General features: G+C 66.3%; 14 protein-coding genes. 6 read left to right on the forward strand and 8 right to left on the reverse strand.

Features of this window, described 5'->3' with window-relative positions; all coding sequences use genetic code 11:
• Positions 1 to 36: 36 nt before the first annotated feature.
• A complete protein-coding gene (locus ABZ827_RS25360; RefSeq protein WP_357241370.1) occupies positions 37 to 2,019 on the reverse strand; it encodes a hypothetical protein in 1,983 nt (660 codons plus the stop codon).
• A 38-nt stretch (positions 2,020 to 2,057) separates the two neighbouring features.
• The gene (locus ABZ827_RS25365) at positions 2,058 to 3,305 is read right to left on the reverse strand and encodes a carboxylate--amine ligase (RefSeq protein ID WP_357241373.1); all 1,248 of its coding nucleotides are present in this window, start codon (positions 3,303 to 3,305) and stop codon (positions 2,058 to 2,060) included.
• Positions 3,306 to 3,629: 324 nt separating this feature from the next.
• Between ABZ827_RS25365 and rfbA the strand changes: the two genes are divergently transcribed.
• Positions 3,630 to 4,502: a glucose-1-phosphate thymidylyltransferase RfbA gene (rfbA, locus tag ABZ827_RS25370; RefSeq protein ID WP_357241376.1), complete on the forward strand. Its 873-nt coding sequence runs from the start codon at positions 3,630 to 3,632 to the stop codon at positions 4,500 to 4,502.
• Between the two features lie 8 nt (positions 4,503 to 4,510).
• The gene (rfbC, locus tag ABZ827_RS25375) at positions 4,511 to 5,065 is read left to right on the forward strand and encodes a dTDP-4-dehydrorhamnose 3,5-epimerase (protein WP_357241379.1); all 555 of its coding nucleotides are present in this window, start codon (positions 4,511 to 4,513) and stop codon (positions 5,063 to 5,065) included.
• A gap of 12 nt (positions 5,066 to 5,077) precedes the next feature.
• Here rfbC and ABZ827_RS25380 read toward each other — a convergent pair whose 3' ends face one another.
• A complete protein-coding gene (locus ABZ827_RS25380) occupies positions 5,078 to 5,725 on the reverse strand; it encodes a DUF4282 domain-containing protein (RefSeq protein ID WP_357241382.1) in 648 nt (215 codons plus the stop codon).
• A gap of 204 nt (positions 5,726 to 5,929) precedes the next feature.
• Here ABZ827_RS25380 and ABZ827_RS25385 point away from each other — a divergent pair, with 204 nt between their 5' ends.
• Entirely contained in the window at positions 5,930 to 6,412 is a 483-nt protein-coding gene (locus ABZ827_RS25385; protein WP_357241385.1) for a hypothetical protein, read from the forward strand.
• A 70-nt stretch (positions 6,413 to 6,482) separates the two neighbouring features.
• Here ABZ827_RS25385 and ABZ827_RS25390 read toward each other — a convergent pair whose 3' ends face one another.
• Positions 6,483 to 6,911 carry a GtrA family protein gene (locus tag ABZ827_RS25390; RefSeq protein WP_357241387.1) on the reverse strand — a complete coding sequence of 143 codons (429 nt, stop codon included), beginning with the start codon at positions 6,909 to 6,911 and terminating at the stop codon, positions 6,483 to 6,485.
• Positions 6,912 to 7,598: 687 nt separating this feature from the next.
• Here ABZ827_RS25390 and ABZ827_RS25395 point away from each other — a divergent pair.
• A complete protein-coding gene (locus tag ABZ827_RS25395; protein ID WP_357241390.1) occupies positions 7,599 to 9,080 on the forward strand; it encodes an FAD-binding oxidoreductase in 1,482 nt (493 codons plus the stop codon).
• Positions 9,077 to 9,856, forward strand: coding sequence for a decaprenylphospho-beta-D-erythro-pentofuranosid-2-ulose 2-reductase (locus ABZ827_RS25400; RefSeq protein WP_357241393.1), 780 nt, complete (start codon positions 9,077 to 9,079; stop codon positions 9,854 to 9,856). The genes ABZ827_RS25395 and ABZ827_RS25400 overlap by 4 nt, the downstream gene beginning before the upstream one ends.
• Positions 9,857 to 9,994: 138 nt before the next feature.
• Here ABZ827_RS25400 and ABZ827_RS25405 read toward each other — a convergent pair whose 3' ends face one another.
• From ABZ827_RS25405 to ABZ827_RS25420, 4 genes are all read right to left on the reverse strand, one after another.
• A complete protein-coding gene (locus ABZ827_RS25405) occupies positions 9,995 to 10,156 on the reverse strand; it encodes a hypothetical protein (protein WP_328389885.1) in 162 nt (53 codons plus the stop codon).
• A gap of 122 nt (positions 10,157 to 10,278) precedes the next feature.
• On the reverse strand, positions 10,279 to 13,503 hold the full coding sequence (locus ABZ827_RS25410) for an arabinosyltransferase domain-containing protein (protein WP_357241396.1): 3,225 nt from the start codon (positions 13,501 to 13,503) through the stop codon (positions 10,279 to 10,281).
• Between the two features lie 176 nt (positions 13,504 to 13,679).
• Entirely contained in the window at positions 13,680 to 15,662 is a 1,983-nt protein-coding gene (locus ABZ827_RS25415) for a galactan 5-O-arabinofuranosyltransferase (protein ID WP_357241399.1), read from the reverse strand.
• 210 nt (positions 15,663 to 15,872) lie between these two features.
• Positions 15,873 to 19,166: an arabinosyltransferase domain-containing protein gene (locus tag ABZ827_RS25420; protein ID WP_357241450.1), complete on the reverse strand. Its 3,294-nt coding sequence runs from the start codon at positions 19,164 to 19,166 to the stop codon at positions 15,873 to 15,875.
• 217 nt (positions 19,167 to 19,383) lie between these two features.
• Here ABZ827_RS25420 and ABZ827_RS25425 point away from each other — a divergent pair, with 217 nt between their 5' ends.
• Positions 19,384 to 19,881, forward strand: coding sequence for a peptidylprolyl isomerase (locus tag ABZ827_RS25425; protein WP_357241402.1), 498 nt, complete (start codon positions 19,384 to 19,386; stop codon positions 19,879 to 19,881).
• The last annotated feature ends 67 nt before the right edge of the window (positions 19,882 to 19,948 follow it).

Genomic DNA, 19,948 nt, shown 5'->3' on the forward strand with positions numbered 1-19,948 from the left:
GCCCGACCGAGTTCGCCCGGGCCGTCGTGCCGCGGGTTATGCGGGCAGCCGGTCGGCACCCCAGCTGCGGTGGACATAGCCCACCACCCGATCCAGTTCCTCGCGATCGACCGAGGCCAGCTCGCCCGGTTCCAGGGGGTCGAAATGGAATATGTAGAGCCGCGAGGCGAACTGCTCGAACGGGAGGGAGGCCTCGCCGAACCGTTCACCATGACCCGCGGTACCGACCACGACGCCGTCACCCCAGTCCTGGCCGCTGTCGTTGTTCGGATTGTAGAAGTAGACCCGCATCCGGTCCTGGGGATCGAGCGCGACCCGCAGGATCGTGATCGCGTGCCACCCGACGAACCGGGCCGCACTGTCGGTGACCGCGACCCCGGCCGGCTGCGGATGGATCAGCGGCTGGTTGCCGTTGTGGAACGGGTGGTAACTGGCGTAGAAGTGGCGCAGGAATTCGTCCAGCTCGGTCAGCTGCCCCGTGGCCACCTCGACATTGATCCGGAAACCGCGACCGGACCACCAGCCGTGGAATTCCGGATTCACCCATCGATGCGGGTCGCCTTCGCGATCGGCGCAGATCCGGCCCATCTCCGCGTAGATCCGATCCAGATGCGGCACCACCAGCAGCGATACCGGGTCCAGGTCTACGGGCAGTTTGGTGGCGACACCGGAGGCGCTCTCCCGCGAGGAGATCGGCCGGCCCTCGAAATGCATGACGATCTCGTCGTCGCGTGCCGCCCACGCCAGCGTCTGCAGTAGATAGTCGGGGTCGTTGTAGGCCCACATCGACAGGGCGCGCGCCGACTGGCAGGTCGGGTTGTCGCCCTGCCCGATACCGAGCGGCAGGCCCAGTATCGACAACATGCCCGCGAGCAGCCGGGCACGCGGATCCGGGTCCGGTCCGAAAGCCTGTGTCAGGCGCTCCCGCGAATACGGCGACAACTGCAGCGCCAGCTGCCGCCACAAGGAGGGGGCGACCGGCGGCTGATAGAGGATCCCGCGTTCCAGCAGCAACGCGATCCCGTAGATGCACTGAGCCGTCTCGACGTGCACGGCCTCGGCGATGAGGCGGCGAACCAGTTCGTGATAGCACAGCAGGCATTCACGACCGGTGCTGGACAGGCCCAGCGCCTCCCCGAGCAGATACTCGCCCTTTGTCAGCAGGAAGCGCAGCAGCACCGCGTGATAAGGCGAAACCAGGCCGGTGTCGTGCATGGACCGGGCGAACCCCGCGGTCTCGTACTGCAGCGCACTGTCGTCCATCGACTCCAGGCGCGTGCGATAGACCTCGACACCCGGGTCCTCCCGGCACGCCTCGGTGGTGCCGTAGAGGCTGCTGATCAGCCGGTCCGCGCCGAGGCCGGCGGCCCCCAGGTCGATATCGGGGTTGGTCCGGGCGACGGCGATCTGGGTGATCATCTGCTTGACCGGCTCGACCTGGATCGGCCGCTGACGCAGGATGCGCCAGATCTCGTCGACGAGGTTCTCCAGTACCTTCTCGTACCCGACCTCCTCGACGAGATGGCGCAGCAGTTCCCGCGAAACCTGGGCCATCCGGCCCTGCTGCGCACGCTCGGCCTCGGTCGGGGGCGTGAACAGCAGGGTCAGATTCATCGCCAGCACCTGCGACAGATGATGATTCGCGTGCTCGGCGGAGACCAGCGGGTGCACGTACTCACCCTTGGCCACCGCCAGCAGCCGCAGATTGCTCACCGTCTCCAGGACCACGGTGTCGGCGTTGGCACTGCGCAACGAACCGGTGCTGAGCGACGGGAGCAGGATCTGCGGTTGCGCCCAATCCGTGCCGATGAACAGCCCGGCCGCGTCCAGCCGCGCCGCCCGCGACCGCACCGCCGCACAACCGCCGGGCAGCAGCAGGACACGACGCAGCGCCGCCAGTACTCTCGACAGTTTGAGGTGCTTGCCGAAATCACTGGCGTCGGAGAGCAGCTGCGTCGCGTCGTCCAACGTGGCCAGACGTTTGTCCAGGGCCACCCCGTCGCCGCTGAGTGGGGTCAAATGAGGATCCTCCCCGTGATCAGTTACTGCCGAGCGGATCAGACGTAGAAATCGAGCTCTTCCTGTCGTTTCAGCAGATCCCGCAGAGTGTACGGGTCGTCGCCGAAGAAGTACAAGAGCCCCCAATGGTTTCCGAACGCGGTGCGTTTGGTCACTTTTTCCGTCAATGGCTCGGTGAGCTCGTGCGATTCGAAATAGTCATGGTCCTCCGTCTCCTCGGGCACCGACAACTGGCTGACAACCCGCCGTCGCGGATATACCCCGAAGCAGCCGGCGTGACCTTTCGCGTCCACAACTTCCCGCGGGAAGAAATCTTCGATCTCCTCGGCTGTCGTCTTCGGATCGAAGGCCAGGACGAGCGCATGGTAGGCATTGAACCCGTACGACCGCTCCAGCAACTCGAAGACCTTGAAGCCCGGCGGCCGGTAGGCGACCTCACCGAAGTACATCTCCCCGTCGCTGGTGACGAAGTATTCCGGATGCACGAATCCGAACTCGATATCGAATGTTTTGATCAGCCGTTCCACCTGGCGAATTATCTCGGGGCGGTATTTTTCCAGCTCCGGCGTGGCGGGCACGAACACCGAATATCCGAGGGTGACATATTCGGAAATATTGAGGAAGCAGATCTTCCCGTTGTGGATCCACGCTTCGACTGCGAATTCCCATCCATCCAGATGCGATTCCATCAGGACCGGGAACTCGTCGTCGGGAATGGTGTCGATCTCGTCGGGTGTACGGATCACCCGATGCCCGAGGCAGCCCGCTTTGTCGAAGGCCTTGACATGGATGGGGTCGTTGGGGTCGCCGTCCAGTTTGAGCAGTGTCTGGTTCACCCGCTTCAGGAAGCGGATAACGTCATCGCGCTCGTGGGCCTCCTCGAAGATACCGACACGAATGCCACCCAGTTGCGCGCGCCTCTTCATCAACGCCTTATCGCGGAGCAACATGGCCTGGCCGAAAAGTCGCGGATTGTCCATCAGCACGGAGTTGATCGCGCCCGCCCACTCCACCGTCTCCTCGAAAATGGGTATGGCGACGTCCACCCCCATATCCTGGAGCGTCTCGGCGATTTCCATCGATCGATCGTTCAGTCGTTCGAAATTCCAGGGGATATAGGGAATATTATTATCGGCGCAATAATCCGCCACCCACTCCGGTGCCACAACGACGTAGCGCCTGTCGAAACGGTCCACCGCTTCGACGGCGTTCAAACTCCAGCCCAGGAGCGCAACATACCCTTTTTCCGGATTACGATTTCTAGATTCTGATGTCGAAATCGACAAAACCTCTCCCCTCTCAACCTCTTATCGAGCTCGTTGAATCACGAGGGCGTCGGTTCACATAAGAGTTGTCCGACGTCGACGTCGGCACAGATATCGGGCCGCTACCGTATCCGCGTCGTACTCTCGAAATTGCTGTGGACCGGATCGTGTAACACCCTCATTTCCTTCGGGTACCCAAAGTCACCTGTACGAAACGCTGCCACCGGCAGGCGTCACCGCGACCGCACCCTACACGGCCACCGGGATATCCGGGATCGAGCACCGCTACATCCCCGGCGGTGCCGCGTGGGAGCCGGCACCGTCCTGCTGGCAGACTGATCGAACATGCGCGGAATCATTCTGGCGGGCGGCACCGGGTCGCGGCTGCACCCGATCACGCGCGGGGTGAGCAAACAGCTGGTCCCGGTCTACGACAAGCCGATGATCTATTACCCGCTGTCCACCCTGATGCTGGCGGGAATCCGGGACATCCTGGTGATCACCACCCCCGAGGACGCCGGATCGTTCACCCGGCTGCTCGGCGACGGGTCCCAGTTCGGCATCGCGATCACCTATGTGGTGCAACCGGTCCCCGACGGTATCGCCCGGGCGTTCGTGCTCGGCGCCGACCATATCGGTAGCGATTCCGCCGCCTTGGTGCTGGGCGACAACATCTTCCACGGCCCCGGCCTGGGGACCAGCCTGAGCCGGTTCTCCGATATCGAGGGCGGCGCCATCTTCGCCTACCGCGTCTCCGACCCGACTGCCTACGGTGTCGTCGAATTCGTCGATGGAAAGGCCATTTCCATCCAGGAGAAGCCGAAGGTTCCGCGCTCGAACTACGCGGTCCCCGGGCTGTACTTCTACGACAACGACGTGGTGGAGATCGCCCGCGGCCTCACCCCGTCGGCCCGCGGCGAATACGAGATCAGCGATATCAACCGGGCCTACCTGGACGCGGGCCGGCTCGGCGTCGATGTGCTCGCTCGCGGCACCGCCTGGCTGGACACCGGTACCTTCGACTCCCTGCTGGACGCGGCCAATTACGTCCGCACCATCGAGCAGCGCCAGGGTTTGAAGATCGGGGTGCCGGAGGAGGTCGCGTGGCGGATGGGCTATATCGACGACGACCGGCTGTGCCGGCTCGCCGACCCGCTCACCCGATCCGGTTACGGTAACTATCTGCTCGATCTGCTCGAGCACGGACGAAGTTGGTGAGTGTGTAGATGCGGATCAGTGAGATGTCGGTCCCCGGCGCCTGGGTCTTCAGCCCGAAAATCCACGGCGACGACCGCGGTACCTTCGCCGAGACCTTCCGCGCTTCGGAATTCGAGAAGGCCACCGGGCGGACGTTCGATCTACTGCAGGTCAACACTTCGATTTCGGCGGCCGGGGTGCTGCGCGGTATCCACTACACCGATAACCCGCCCGGCCAGGCGAAATACGTCACCTGCATCCGCGGCGCGTTCCTGGACGTGGTGGTCGATCTGCGGCCCGGATCCCCCACCTTCGGCCGGTGGGACAGCGTGCTGCTCGACGATATCGACCGGCGGTCGGTCTTCCTGTCCGAAGGTCTCGGGCACGCGGTCCTGTCCCTGGCCGACGATTCCACCCTCACCTATCTGTGCTCCCTCGAGTACAGCCCCGAATTCGACCACGACCTGGACGCCTTCGATCCGGATCTGGCGATCGACTGGCCGGCCACGGGTCGCGACGGGCAGCCGCTCACCTATCTCCGGTCACCGAAAGACGCGGCGGCACCGCGGCTGCGCGATCGCTGACCACCCGTTCCGCTATTTGCGTGATCCCCGGCGGAAGCGCCAGAACTGAACCGCCCGTACGTCCTCGGACAGTTGATTCATCGGTTCCGCCACCTCCCCCAGCACCTGGAACAGATCGTCGGCCATATCGCTGATGTGCTCCACTCGTGTGGCCAGCCGCGACGCGTTCACCAGGAACTCCAGGAGCAAGCGCACCGCGGCCGCGATCGTCACGGCCAGCGGTACAGCCAGGACTGCCGCGACCACTCCCAGCAGCGCGGAAAATCGCCAGGCGGCAACGGTGGCAACGATCGGCGCGGCGACCGCGAACGCCAGCCCGAGCAGATAGACCAGGGGCAGCAGAGTCCGGGTCGCGGGCCGGCGGAACTGCAGGTCTACCAACCCGCGCACAGCGTCGCCGGCCCATTCGCGGAAGTTCCCCGCCTCGCCCGCCGGAGGGTCTCCGGATTCGTCGGCGGCGGCCGCGGCCGTGAAACGCTGGGCGGCGGCAGCCTTCCCGGTCAGTTTCCGCCGGATTCGCCGAGTAGCCGGTTCGGCGGTAATGTCCTCGCCCGGCGGTTCTGTCGCTGAACCGTAACTCGGTGGGGGAACCTCCGGCCCAGGTGCCCCTGCTGCCACCGGGCCGGTTCTCGGGGACTCGTCCGCTGACTCACTGGCCATACGGGGATCCTCCTCGGATTCCCGCCGGGAAGCCAACCGTGATCACGGGTAACGGCTTGTACCACTGCCCAAACCCCGGCGCCAGAAGTGAGAGGAACTCGACAGTTGAAAAAATTCGCTGGAAGAGCGTAACGCCGCGGGGACCTACCACCGATACGAACCATGAAAGCCGGAGCTGATCAATACCGGGGAATGGAGATGACAGTGCGTACGACGTTTTCGACTTCCGTCTCGGCGGGCGCCAAGTCCGCGGCCGCGCGGGACTACGTCCAGCGTGGCTGGACGGTCGCCGAAACGACCAACGGCCTGTGCTTGATCACCGATGCCGACCTGTCCGCCGTCGAGGTCACCGGGGAGTTGGCCGCGTCGGTACGCCGGTACCTGCGCGCCAACAATATGACCGGGCCGGTCATCGAGATCCCGGGCGCCGAGCGCCGCGAGATCCATCTGGTCACCGGAATGCGCAAGGCCCAGCGTGCCGTCGAGGCGCTGCGGGAGGCCGGTGCGGTCGTGCACACCGACGGTGCGGGAATCCCGCTGCCGCCCACCCACCTCTCGGCCGGTTCGGCCAGTTGGGGTGTATCGCCGGACGAGGCCCGCTGGGTTCCGCCGGTGGTCGCGGTCGGCGCCGCGGTGCGCACCGCGCTGGCCCGGCGCCCGCGGCAGCTGACCAGCGTCGCCTGCTGAACAGGCACAACAGAACCCGACAGTAAGAGCCCCGGTCGTCTCGCACGACCGGGGCGTCTTGCTGCGCGTTTCAGCGGATGCGGAAGATGACCAGGCGCTGCACCACGAAGTTGATAACAGTGGCCGTCCCCTGGGCGATCACGTACGCCAGCGGAACCCGCCACCACAGTCCCTCGTCGAAGGCCTCGTAGAACACCCAGTTGATACCGACCTGCACGCAGAAGGTCAGGGCATAGAGCACGACCACGGCAACGAACCGGGCCCGGCTGGGCGGCGCGTTGAAGGTCCACCGGCGGTTGATCAGATATGCGGTCGTGGTGCCGGCGATGAACCCGATCGCCTTCGCGAGGTTCACCGGCAGATCCGCCACCTCGAGCAGCAGCCAGTACAACCCGAAGTCGACCACCGCCGAGAGTGCACCCGTCGCCGCGAACCGCACCAACTGAGTCTTCAGCCCGATCTGCGGGCTCTCAGCGGCAGGCGCGAGCCCAGCGGTCACCTGCTCCCCGGAAGATAGGGAGGTATCCCCGGCGTCCCCCGGCGCTACCCGAGGTCCCCGGCTCACTGCATTGCTTTCAGGGGCCACCGCCGGAAATCTACTTGCCCACCCCCACCCACAGGCCCCCTGGGTACCCAACACCCACATTTCCCGCCTCCCCGCCCGCCCGGAAATGCCGGCCATCCGCGGAATGGTGTGGAAAGACTGCGCTCAGTCGGTGCAGGCCCAGCGAACGTGGCCGCCACGACCGGAACGGTCGGGCCGAATGCGAGTAGCACCGACCGGCGAGAAGTGAAGAACGGCGGTTGAGCCCGCCTCCCCCATCCTTCGAGGTTGGTCCACCTTTGCGGGCGGGGCCCGCCCCGCTTCTGCAGCGACAGAGCGAGGGAGCGCAGCGACCGAGCGCCGGAGTGAAGAAGCGGGGTTAACAGGGCCCCGCCTCGAGCCGCGGAGCGGCTCCAAAATTACAGCCCGCCCCTTCACAGACGCCCCCGCCGAAACCAGACTCAACAGGCCCCGACCCCACCGCCCCGGAACGCCTCCAAAACACAACCCAGCCCTTCTCAGAAAGCCACATCAAGCCCCAGGGGAGAAACGGCCCTCCCCGGTTTGCCGACACCCGTGGTCGGGGTCGATAGGGCCCCGCCCCCGCGACGCCGCAGGCGTCGCAATGTTGCAGTAGCCTCTATGCCGATGTCCACGAAAGCTCCGACCTCGACTCCGTCGTCCGGTACCGAGACCCCCGCGGCCGGCGAACCAGATACCGCCGGTTCCGGGCCCACGCTACCCACCCGCACCCGCACACTCACCGGATGGGCTCGTACCGCGGCGACCACCGCCGAGGTGGTCTCCACCAGCGACCCCGAACTCATCGCCCGAGCGGTCGCCATGGTCGCCGAGGACAACGACGGCAAACCCGCGCACCTACGGCGCGGTGTCATCGCCCGCGGCCTCGGCCGTTCCTACGGCGATAACGCGCAGAACGCCGGTGGCCTGGTCATCGATATGACCGCGCTGAACAAGATCCACCGTATCGATCAGGACACCAGGCTGGTGGACGTCGACGCGGGCGTGAATCTCGATCAGTTGATGAAGGCCGCGCTGCCGTTCGGTTTGTGGGTCCCCGTGCTTCCCGGTACCCGGCAGGTGACCGTCGGTGGCGCGATCGGCTCCGATATCCACGGTAAGAACCATCACAGCGCCGGCAGCTTCGGTAACCATGTGCGCTCGATCCAGCTGCTCACCGCGGATGGCCAGGTGCAGACCATCGGCCCGAAGAAGAACGCGAAACTGTTCTGGGCGACCGTCGGCGGCTGCGGTCTGACCGGCATAATCCTGCGCGCCACCATCGAGATGACTCCGACCGAGACCGCGTACTTCATCGCCGACGGTGATGTGACCGCGGGCCTCGACGAAACCATCGCCTTCCACAGCGACGGGTCGGAGGACGACTACGAGTACAGCTCGGCCTGGTTCGACGCGCTCAGCCCCATGCCCAAGCTGGGCCGGGCGGTGATCTCGCGCGGTTCGCTGGCCAAACTGGATCAGCTGCCGAAGAAGTTGCAGAAGAACCCGCTGGGTTTCACCGGGAAGACCTTCCTGACCTTCCCCGATGTTTTCCCCAACGGCCTGCTGAACAACAAGACTTTCACCCTCGCGACCGAGATCTGGTACCGCAAGGGTGCGACATACCGGCAGAAGCCGCAGGATCTGACTGCCTTCTATCACCCGCTGGATATGCTCGGTGAGTGGAATCGTGCCTACGGTTCCCGGGGTTTCCTGCAGTACCAGTTCGTGGTGCCGCCGGAGGCTGTCGCGGAGTTCAAGCAGATCCTCATCGATATCCAGGCCAGTGGGCACTATTCGTTCCTGAATGTGTTCAAGTATTTCGGCGAGGGCAATCAGGCGCCGTTGAGTTTCCCGATGCCGGGCTGGAATGTCTGCCTGGACTTCCCGATCGCGCCGGGTCTCAACGATTTCGTCACCGAGCTCGACCGGCGCGTGCTGGAGTTCGGCGGCCGTCTCTATACCGGGAAGGATTCGCGCACTACCGCCGAAGCCTTCCACCAGATGTATCCCCGGATCGACGAGTGGATCAAGGTGCGCCGCAGCGTCGACCCGACAGGCGTATTCATGTCCGATATGGCGAGAAGGCTGGAGCTTCAGTGATCAACGCGGTAGGCAATCCGCAGTCCATTCTGCTGTTCGGCGGGACCTCGGAAATCGGCCTCGCGATCTGTGCGGAGTACCTGAAGAAGGGTCCGGCGCGGGTTGTGCTGGCCGCGCTGCCCGGCGATCCGCTACGCGATACCGCCGTCGCGCAGATGAAGGCCGCCGGCGCGAGCCAGGTCGAGGTGGTCGATTTCGACGCGCTCGATACCGGCAGCCACGGTGAGGTCGTCGAGAAGGCCTGGGCCGAGGGCGATATCGATGTCGCGATTGTCGCGTTCGGGCTGCTCGGTAATGCCGAGGAATTGTGGCAGGACCAGCGTAAAGCGGTGCAGATCGCGCAGATCAACTACACCGCCGCGGTATCGGTGGGTGTGCTGATCGGCGAGAAGATGAAGGCGCAGGGTTTCGGCCGGATCATCGCCATGTCCTCGGCCGCCGGCGAACGCGTCCGCCGCTCCAATTTCGTATACGGCTCCACCAAGGCCGGTTTGGACGGGTTCTACCTGGGGCTGGGCGAGGCGCTGCGGCCGTTCGGCCCGCGGGTGCTGGTGATCCGGCCCGGCCAGGTGCGCACCACGACCACGATCGAACACTGGAAGGCCACCGGCGCCAAAGAGGCTCCCTTCACGGTGGACAAAGAGGATGTGGCCGCCATGGCGGTCGAGGCCTCGGAGAAGGGCAAGGAACTCATCTGGGCGCCGGGCGTGTTCCGGTTCGTGATGATGATCCTGCGCCATATTCCGCGCCCGATCTTCCGCAAACTTCCCGTGTAGTCCCCGCTCACCAGGGCCGTTGAGCCGTTCGGTGAGAAAGTTCGAGGGCCGTCGCGACCGGATCTGTTCCGGTGCGCGACGGCCCTCGTCTCGTATTCGGTTCGCCCGGCGTACGGTTGCCCGTGGCCGCGCTCGCTGTCACACGCGTGTCATCCGCTGGCCCAGTTCCCGGCGCAGCACCTCCTGAGACGGCAGGCGCCCGAGGACGCGTAAGACCGTGGGTCGTAGTTCTCGCTGCTCCTCATCGGTGAGCAAGCCGACGAGATCGCGCAGTTCCATATCATCGAAGGCCGAGTTCATGTGAACCAGCGTACGACGTGTGCCCGCATTCGTCATCCGTTCGGCAATTCCCTCAGCTGGAAATAAACCAAGATGTGAGGCAACACACATGATTGACGAGTTTCGATGTAGCGCAAGCCAGTTCACTTCACCCGGATGGGATCGTCGGTCGCCAGACCGCTGCGAGTCTCCTGTGTGACCTCGAGTTCCGCCGGTCGCGCATCGGGCCGGTACGGGGTGAAGCGCTCGAGCGAACCCCAATCCCGGGCCCAGTTGTCGGAGAGATAGGTAGCCACCGAATCCGCCTGCAGCAGTAGTTCCGTCCAGCCCAGCGGGCCGCCGCCGATATGGTCCTGCCAGGCGTTGGAAGCGTCGGAACCGACCCGGTCGGGCAGGATCCGCCAGCGCGGGACCTCCGCGACGCCGTCGCTGTGGTCGAACGGCCGCTGACAACCGAAGGCCAGCCCGACATGCCAGTCCAGCAGCACCGGATCGGTATGTCCGACAACGGAATCCAGGGTCGCCAGGCGCGGCAGCCGGGGCGGGGTGACGGCCAGCCACTGCCGGCTGGTGATGTCGTTGTCCACCGCGACCAGCCGGACCGCGTTCACCTCGCGGGGCAGCTGATCCAGCGGGACCCGCAGATTGCGCCACGACGGGTTGGGGCCGATATCCAGCGGTGCCACCGATCCCAGCACCCGCATCGAGCCGTCCTCGGCGCGGGTTCCGTATTCGACGGTCAGGTCCTGGCCGTAGGTGAGAACACCGTCGGCGTCCACAGATTTGATGCGCCCCGCGGCGGTGAGGGCCAGCACCCGGTAGGCCGGGTCGGCGCGCATCTCGTCGGTCAGGTCCAGGCGGTACCACTGCGAGGTCAGGCTCGCCTGCTGCTGGTCGCCGGACTGATAGCTACCCAGCACCGGAGTGCGGGCGGGGTCGAGGCCGAACGGCAGGGTCACGGTGGAGCCGTTGATACCGGGCTGTTCCTCGGTACCACCGCCGGTACCGGCACCGGTGGTGTCGGTGGTTTTGTTCTCGGTATCCGATTCGACAGTGTTGGCGCCGCCGGAGGTGGTTTCCTCGGCGTCGGCGGTCAGATCGTCCGCGACTCCGTCCGGGGTGAAACCGGTTGTCTCCGTTTGCGGATCGGTGGATACCAAACCGTTCGCCGGATCGCCCTCGTACGGTTGCAGCAGCGAATCGGCGGTATCGGTCTCCACGAGCACATCGTCGGCCAGACCGCACGGATCACCGGCCAGGGCGCGGAAATTCGACTTCGCGATGGAATACGCGGGGTACTGGCCGACGGCGGCCTTGGTCAGGGACGCGATCTCGAAAAGCACCAGCAGTGCCGCGGCGATGGTCAGCGGAGCGGACGCGAAGCGGGCAGACCGCGACGGCGGGCCGCTGCGATACGGGGCCCGGTAGTGCAACCAGAGCGCGGTCAGCAGAGCGAGCACGCTGAGCCCGAGGAACAGCGTGGACAAACCCTTACCCGCGATCAGCGGCGCCTTGTCCCACCACGGGACACCGTAACTGGACACATACCACCAGCCGTTCGAACCGGTGAAAGTGATGGCCAGCAGGAACAGGACAGCGGCGGCGAACAACGCCCGGTTGCGGGGTGCGCGAATACCGTTGGTTCCCACGGCGACCGCGGCCAGCGCGGCCAGTGAACCCGCCAGGCCCGCGTAGACGCCGAAATGGTGGGTCCACTTGGTGGGGGTGAACATCATCAGCAGCAGCGAGGCGAACACGATGCCGAGAATGCGTACCGACGGGCCCCGCGAGGTACCCGGGATACGGCTTTTGCGCAGCACCTGCAGTACGCAGACCAACAGGCAGAGCAGCATCAGCAGCACACCGAAACGCCGGGACAGGGAGCCGTCCGGCGAGAGCATGAGCAGCGAATCCCAGCGGGTGCGCTCGTCGAACCACGCGACATTCGGCCCGACCGCGGTGCGCACCCTGGTGGCTTCCAGCACAGTCGAGAGGGTCTGATCGGCGAAGATCACCACCATGACCAGCGTTCCGGCAGCCAGACCGGGCGCGAGCAGACTCGCGTAACGCCACACCGCGCCCGCGCCGGAGGCACCCCGGGCCCGTTTGATGATGATCTGCAGAACCGGACGCGAACCCGCGATCAACGCGGCGATACAGATGAGACCCGTCGGGCCGGCGGCCAGCGAGAACGCGGCGATGAGAACGGCTACCGCGGCGGGCAGCAACCGCGCGGTGGCGATCGCGCGTTCGATCGAACACCAGGTGAGCAGCGCTCCGGCGGCGATCAGGGGTTCCGGGCGCAGGCCGTTGTCGTAGGGCAGCCAGAACGCGAGGAACACCAGGCCGGCGGTCCACAGCGCGACCTGGTTACCGCGCACCCGGGCACCGAGGCGGGGCAGCACCTCCCGGCTGATCACCAGCCAGCAGATGATCCCGGCGAGCAGGGTCGGCAGCCGCATCCACACACTGGACTCGGAGATGCGCGTCATCCAGGCCAGCACCTCGTACGACCAGCCGAACGGCGCCTCCGGCACCCCGAACCAGCGGTAATAGTTCGCCAGGTATCCGGCGTTCCCCGAGACCCGGGCCATGTTCAGGATGTAGCCGTCGTCGGAGGTGTTCGCGCCGATCACATGCCAGCCCACGAGCGTGCCGAGCACCGCGCCGTCCACGAGCCGGAACCGCCACCAGTGCGCGGGCAGGAAACGACGGGCACGCCGGCCGTCGGTGGTGTCGAGCATATGCAGGGCGATCAGCGCGAGGGCGGTGAACACGACGGCGCCGATGATCGCGGCGATCTTCAGGACGCTCGGTGACGAGGTGAACCGGGAGTCGATATCGGCGTGCAACCGGATACCACCCAATTGTTCCTGGCCGAGGTCGGTGAACACACCGACGACCTGCGGGCGGATATCCCGATCGACCTGCGCACGCAACGGTGTCCCGTCCGGACGCGCGGCCCCGGTGAGTTCCGCCGTGGTCGCGCCCGCGGTCGAGACGACCGACAGGGATTCACAGCCGCCCAACTCCGCACGGTCGGCCGATACCAGCGGTACATCCCGCAGCACCACCGAGAGCGTGTCCCCGGAAACAGTGACTCGCAGGCCCCTGGCCGAGGACTGACCCGATTCGTCCGGCACCGTCTCCACCACGGCACCCTGGGCCGCGCTCAGCGCCTGGCACGGCACGGTCAACTCCAGCCGCAACGGCTGATAACTGACCAGCGGGGCCTCGACATCGGTGGCACCCGCCTGCGGCCATTCCAGGGCCGTACTGTCCTGCCGGACCGGCAGGACAGGGGCCAGAATCGCCAGCACGAACCCGAGTAGCCCGGAAACGAGGGCCAGCAGGCGGATACGGTTCAACGCTCGAGGAGATCGCTGCGGTCGCACGGGGCTCGACTCTAATGGGTGCGGCCGGGCGAACGGGCAACGGCAGACCGCGCACGGCCACGACGCACGCGGGCGGACGCGGAACGCCGGCGACCGGAGGCGAATACGGAGCCGGGCTCGGGGTTACCGTGCGGCGGCGCAGGAACCGCTCAGCGTTTCACCACGACCAGCGTGAACGGTCCGATATCGGTGGTGGTGAACCGGGCGTCGTCGAACAGCGCCGCCGGGAAGGTGACGGTGTAGCGGCGGACATTGGGATCGTTCGGATAGGTGTCCGCGGCCAGCCGCAGGGTGTAGTCGTCACCGCTACGGCGGAACAGGAACGCGTCCGGCGCGCGCCACGGCGCGTCGGCCATCGCGTCGAGAAGTTCCTGCGGGGTCTCCACTTCGCTCCAGGCCTCGATGGTCGCGGACCGGTCCGCGTAGTCGGCCAGCGGATTCGCGTAATGCGAGGTCAGCCCCTGGAAACCGAAGTACGGGTAGTAGGCGAGGAAAGTGGTGTCGCCGGTGAGCACGACATTGCCCGAAGGTTCGCGGCCGGTCTGCGCCCGCAGCGCGTCGTCGATGTGGTGATAGTGCCGGATCGCGGCGGGGTCGCGTTGGTCGGCGCGGAAACCGTCGCCGTCGGTATCGGTGTAGGCGGTGGTGATCTCCGGGGCGAGCACATGCGGAATGTTCTGGCAGAAGGCCAGGGCTCCGACGGTCGCGAGGACTATGGCCACCCAGCGGAACCGTGCCGGTTCGTTCAGCGCCTGGTATACGGCGCGGGCGCCTTCGACGAACCCGAAACCGCCCGCCGCGGCGAGCAGCACCAGCAGTACGGGTTCCAACCGGAAGGACAGCAGGGTCGTGCCCGCCACCGTGGCCAGCATCGACAACAGCGACCAGAGATAGACCGCGACAACCCCGATCCCCAGCGACTGCGCCCGCCGCGAGGAACTCGCGCGCACCACCAGCCAGATCACACCGATCAGGCACAGACCGCCGAGCATCGAGAACTCCGCCATCGGCAGCGGCAGTTCGGACCCCGCCTCGGGCAGGTAGTGGAACGCACCACCCGATTCGAGCTTCGGCCTGTCCAGCATCCGCAGCAGGAAGGGCAGGAATACCGGCAGGGCCACCAAAGCGGTGACCAGACCCATCACGACCAGGCGCAGCAGCGGCGTACCGATCGCCCGCCCGATACCGTGTACCGGTTCTCGCTCCGCACCGGACCGCGCCGCGATCCGGCGTGGTGTCCGGGCGGCGTAACGCATCCGGACACCCGCCCCGGCCGCGACGATCGCCATGAGTACGACCGTGAACACCGCGAACGCGAAATAGAGCGTGTAGAAGGTGGCCGCGAGACCGAGGAACAGTCCGGTCCCCAGTACAGCGGCCCAGCCGCCCGCCGTCGGTGTACCGGTGGCCGGCTCGGCCGGGCGGTACAGAGCGCCCCAGGCCAGCACCAGAACCGGCGGGATCATGATCGCGATCACCGCGCCGTACGCCTCGGGAGCGGCGTAGGTGACCGCGACCGCGGTCGTCGCCGCGGCGACCCCCACCGCCCAGTCCGCGCGGATCAGCCGGGACCACAGCACGAGCGCGACGACCGCCGCCACCGCGATCGAGCCGATCGCGTACGGCTTGAACACCTCCCAACCGTCCATCCCGAGCACATTCGCGACCCGCCCGCCGAACCAGAACCAACCCGCCGGATAGAACGGCGGCAGATCGGCGTAGGTCATATCCCGCAGCGCGGCGCTATCGGTGAGCCGGGTCAGGTATTCGGTGCGGAACTCCTGGTCCACCGAGACACCGAACAGATACAGCTTCGTCGCCGCCAGCGGCAGCCCCAGGGTGACCGTGACGAACGCCGAGATACCGGTCCAGGACAGCAGTTTCGCCCACCGCCGGGCCCGCCGCATACGCAGCAGTGCGATCGAAACCGCCAGCAGCACCGCCGACGCCACCTGCCCCACCGTGGTCAGCGATCGGAGCACATTGGAGGAGTTGAACGCCGGCCAGTTCACCAGCGAAAACGCGACCAGACCCACCGCGACCACCAGCACAGCGACCACTGTCGCGAGTACCGCTTCGCCGACTCCGGCCCCGACCTGACGCACCAACCGCGCGCCGCGACTCGTCGTCATCGGCGTAACTACCTCCGGCTCCTGTACACGAACTGGCCGTCGGTCAGCCTAGTGGAGGGCTGCCCCGTGCCCCCTGGAGCCGAACCGAACGCGCACTGTACTCATATCTCGACTGGCTCGGGCCGTCCCGGGAGGCGACCCGGACATCGGCGGATCCGAGTCCGAGTGGACGGATCGTCGCGGCGATCGCGCGCCACGACGATCCGATGCTCAGTAGACCCGTAGCATCCCCGGATCCCACAACCCGGACCTGGTCGCGGTGCCCGTCTGCAGCTGCGCGGGAACAGCGTCGTAGTACTGGTCGTAGCGTTCCAGCGTGCCCCAGTCCCGGCCCCAGTCGTTCTTCAGATAGGTCGGGATCGTGGTGGAATTCGCCAGCATCTGGGAGAACCCGAGCGGCCCGCCGAATTCCTGGGCCTGCCAGGTGTTCGTGGAGCTGACCGCCAGCGGGCGGTCCGGCATAACGCGGAACTTCGGCACCTCGGCCACACCGTTCTCGTGCCGGAACGGACGCTGGCACGGGAACTGCAGGCCGACCGCCCAGTCGAGCAGGATCGGCTGCTCCGAACCCAGGTAGTTGTTGGCCGTTTCCAGTTTCGGGACGCGGGGCGGTGTGAAGGCCAGCCACTGGTCGCCGATGAGGATGGGGTCGTTGGCGACGATCCGCACCGAGTCGGCTTCGGGGGCGATCTCGTCCAGCGGGACCCGCAGGTTGCGCCAGGACGGGAAGGGGCCGATATCGCGCGGCAGATAGGTCCCGAGCTGGGTGACCGAGCCGTCCGGCTGACGTTTGCCGTAGTCGACGGTGAGCGACTGGCCGTACTGCATGGCACCGGTGTCGTCGTAGGACAGGATGCGCCCGGCCGCGGTGATCACCACCAGCGGATGGTCCGGGGACCGCTCCGGCAGTTCGTACCAGCTCGAGGTGACCAGCGCGGGCTGCTGCACACCCTCCTGGTAACTGCCCAGGATCGGCGTATTCGCGGGATCCAGTCCGAAGGGCAGCGCCACCGTGGAACCGTTCACGCCCTGCGCGCCCTGGCCACCGCCGGTACCGGCGTTCTGCCCTTCGGCGAAGTTCGCGCCGACCGACTGGCTGGAAGTGTTGCCGGTACCGGGCTTCACCTCGACGGCGTCCGCGGACAGATCGTCGGGGACACCGTTGGGGTCGAATCCGACCGGATCGACACCCGCCAGCGGGTCGCCGGGGTTGGTGGGCGGATTCGCCGGATCCGCGATCGGGTTCAACCGGCCGGCGTTCGCGTTCGCCTCCACCAAAACGTCGTTGGCCAGGCCGCAGGTATCGCCGGCGAGGGCATCGATATTGCCGCGGCCCAGCGAATACCCCGGGTACTGCGAGTACGCGCCCTTGGCCAGCGAGAGTACCTCGAACAGGACCATCGCCGCGGCCACCAGCGTGAGCGGGACGGCGGCGAACTTCCGGACCCGCCTACCGCGGACCGTCCGGGTGGAATTCGGTGGTTTGACATAGCCCTCACGCAGCGCGTGCCAGCCCACCAGGAGCAGGGCCAGCCCGAACAGCAGCAGGATGACCGTGTTCGACGAGACCCCGAACAGCGTGACCCGTTTGTCGAACCACGGCACGCCGTAACTGGACACGTACCAGTAGCCGTTGGTGCCGGAGAAGGCGAGCGCGAGGGTGAACAGCAACCCGGCCAGGAAGATCGCCCGATTCTTCCGCGCGCGCAGCGCCGAGGCCGAAACCGCGACCGCCGTCACCGCGGCCAGCGAACCCGCGATCCCGGCGTAGGCGCCGAAGTGGTGGGTCCACTTGGTCGGGTTGAACATCATGAAGAAGATCGTCCCGAACACCACACCCATCAACCGCCAGGTCGGGCCGGCGGCGATACCGGGAACCCGGCGGCGGCGCAGTAGCACCAGCGTGGTGGTGAACAGGCACAGCAGCATGGCCAGGAAGGCGAACCGGCGGGCCAGCGACCCGTCGACGGTTTCGACGAACAGGTAGTAGTAGCGCAGGTAGTCCTCGTACCAGGCCAGGTTCGGGCCGGCCAGCTGCCGGACGCGGTTGGCCTCCTGGATACCGGAGAAGGTCTGATCGCTGTAGACCACCGTGAGCACCAGGAACCCGGCGGCGGCCAGCGGCGACAGCAGCGCCAGGGTCCCGTGCACGCGGTGCCGTTTCACGATGATCCGGGTGATGGGCCGGATACCGGCCAGCAGCGCGGCCACACACATCAGGCCGGTCGGGGCCGCGGCGAGGGTGAACGCCGCGACCAGGACCGCGACAGCGGCGGGCAGCAGGCGCGCGGTGGCGATGGCCCGTTCGATGGACACCCAGGTGAGCAGTGCGCCGAGCGCGACGATGGGCTCCGAACGCAGACCGTTGTCGTAGGGCAGCCAGAACGCCAGGAACACCAGTCCGCCGGTCCACAGCGGCACACTGCCGAACCAGGCCCGGGCGCGCAGACCGCGCAGGCCGTTACCCAGCCGCGGTACCACCTCGCGACTGATCACCATCCAGCACAGGATCCCGCAGCCCAGGGCGGGCAGCCGGACCCACGGGCTGGCCGTGGAGACCTCCGAGAACAGCTGGATCACGTAGTAGTACCAGCCGAACGGCGCCTCGGGTACGCCGTACCAGCGGAAATAGTTGGCCATATAGCCGGCGTCCGGCGCCACCCGGACCATGTTGAGGATGTAGCCGTCGTCGGAGGTGTTGGCGCCGAGGAAATGCCACACCAGCAGGGTGCCGATCACGCCGCCGTCGGCGAGGGTCGGTTTCAGCCAGTGCGCGGGCAGGAACCGCCGGTGCCCGCGGCCGTCGCTGGTGTCCAGCCGGGCCAGCGCCACCAGCGACAGCAGGGTGCACAGCACCGCGGCGATCATCGCGGCGAGTTTGATCCAGGTGGGGTTCGAGGTGAACCGGGTGTCGATGGTGGAGTCCAGGGTCAGCCCGGCCGGGACACCACCGGTCATATCGGTGAACACGCCGACTATCTGCGGCCGCAGATCGCCGACCAACTGCCCCGAGTTGGGGGTTCCGGTCTCGGTGACCAGCCCCTCGAACGCGGCACTGGTGCGCTGATTATCGGAGCTGATGGTGATGGCCGAACAGTTCGCCATCTCGGCACGATCGGCCGTGGCCACCACCGCATTGCGGTCCACCACATCGACCGAGGTGTCCGATACGCGCACGAACAGCGCCTCGAGCGAGGCCCGGTCGCCCTGCGGGGGCGCGGTGGCCAGCAGCATCCCGCCCTCCGGCGGCAGCTGGTTCACCGCCGAACACGGAATACTCGCGGTCAGATCGATCGGCACCTGCGACATCAGCGGCGCCTGCACATTGGCCAGGCTGTCGTTCTGCGGCCAGGACAGAGTCGCCGTGGTCTGGGTCACCGGCAGGAACGGCGTCGCTATCGCGAACAGCGCACCGAGCACCCCGGTAACGATCGCGACGAGACGCGCGACTCGGAAATCCCTCGGCGCGACCTTCGGATCCGGATCCGGTGGCGTCTTCGTCAAAACTGCGGTGGCGACTTCTGGCACGCTGGCATGCTACTTGGGCGGAAGGCGCACAGCCCGCTGGTGTCCCGGCGCGTACCCACCCGGAACAAAAACACTCCCGGCGAACTGGGCATAAAAACCATCGGAACGGGGTAAAGAGGGGCGGCTGGCACAATCGGCCCGGAAACACCCCCTTATGAGCGGGGTATAGCGGCGGTAATGGAAAGGTAGGGGCATGACCAAGGTGAATCTCGAGACGAACTACGGAACCATCGGCCTCCAACTGGACGAGGCGAAGGCGCCGGACACCGTCCGTAACTTCGTCGAATACGTCGAGTCCGGACACTACAACGGCACGATCTTCCATCGCGTGATCCCGAATTTCATGGTTCAGGGCGGCGGCTTCGACGCCCAGATGCAGCAGAAGCCGACCAAGGCGCCCATCCAGAACGAGGCCGCCAACGGCCTGAAGAACAACAAGTACACGGTCGCCATGGCGCGCACCAACGACCCGCATTCGGCGACGGCGCAGTTCTTCATCAATGTCGCCGACAACGAATTCCTCAACCACACCCAGCCGGCGGGCCAGGGCTGGGGTTACGCCGTTTTCGGCGAGGTCACCGACGGCACCGAGATCGTCGACAAGATCGCCGCGGTATCCACCTCGTCGCAGGGTATGCACCAGGACGTACCGGTGGACAATGTGGTGATCGAATCCGCGTCGATCAGCTGAAAAGGATCTTCCGGCGGTTCGGGTTGTTCCGGTAGGTAAATAACCCCCGGAACAACCCGAACCGAAC

The sequence above is a fragment of the Nocardia sp. NPDC019395 genome (assembly GCF_040632335.1).
Taxonomy (GTDB): domain Bacteria; phylum Actinomycetota; class Actinomycetes; order Mycobacteriales; family Mycobacteriaceae; genus Nocardia.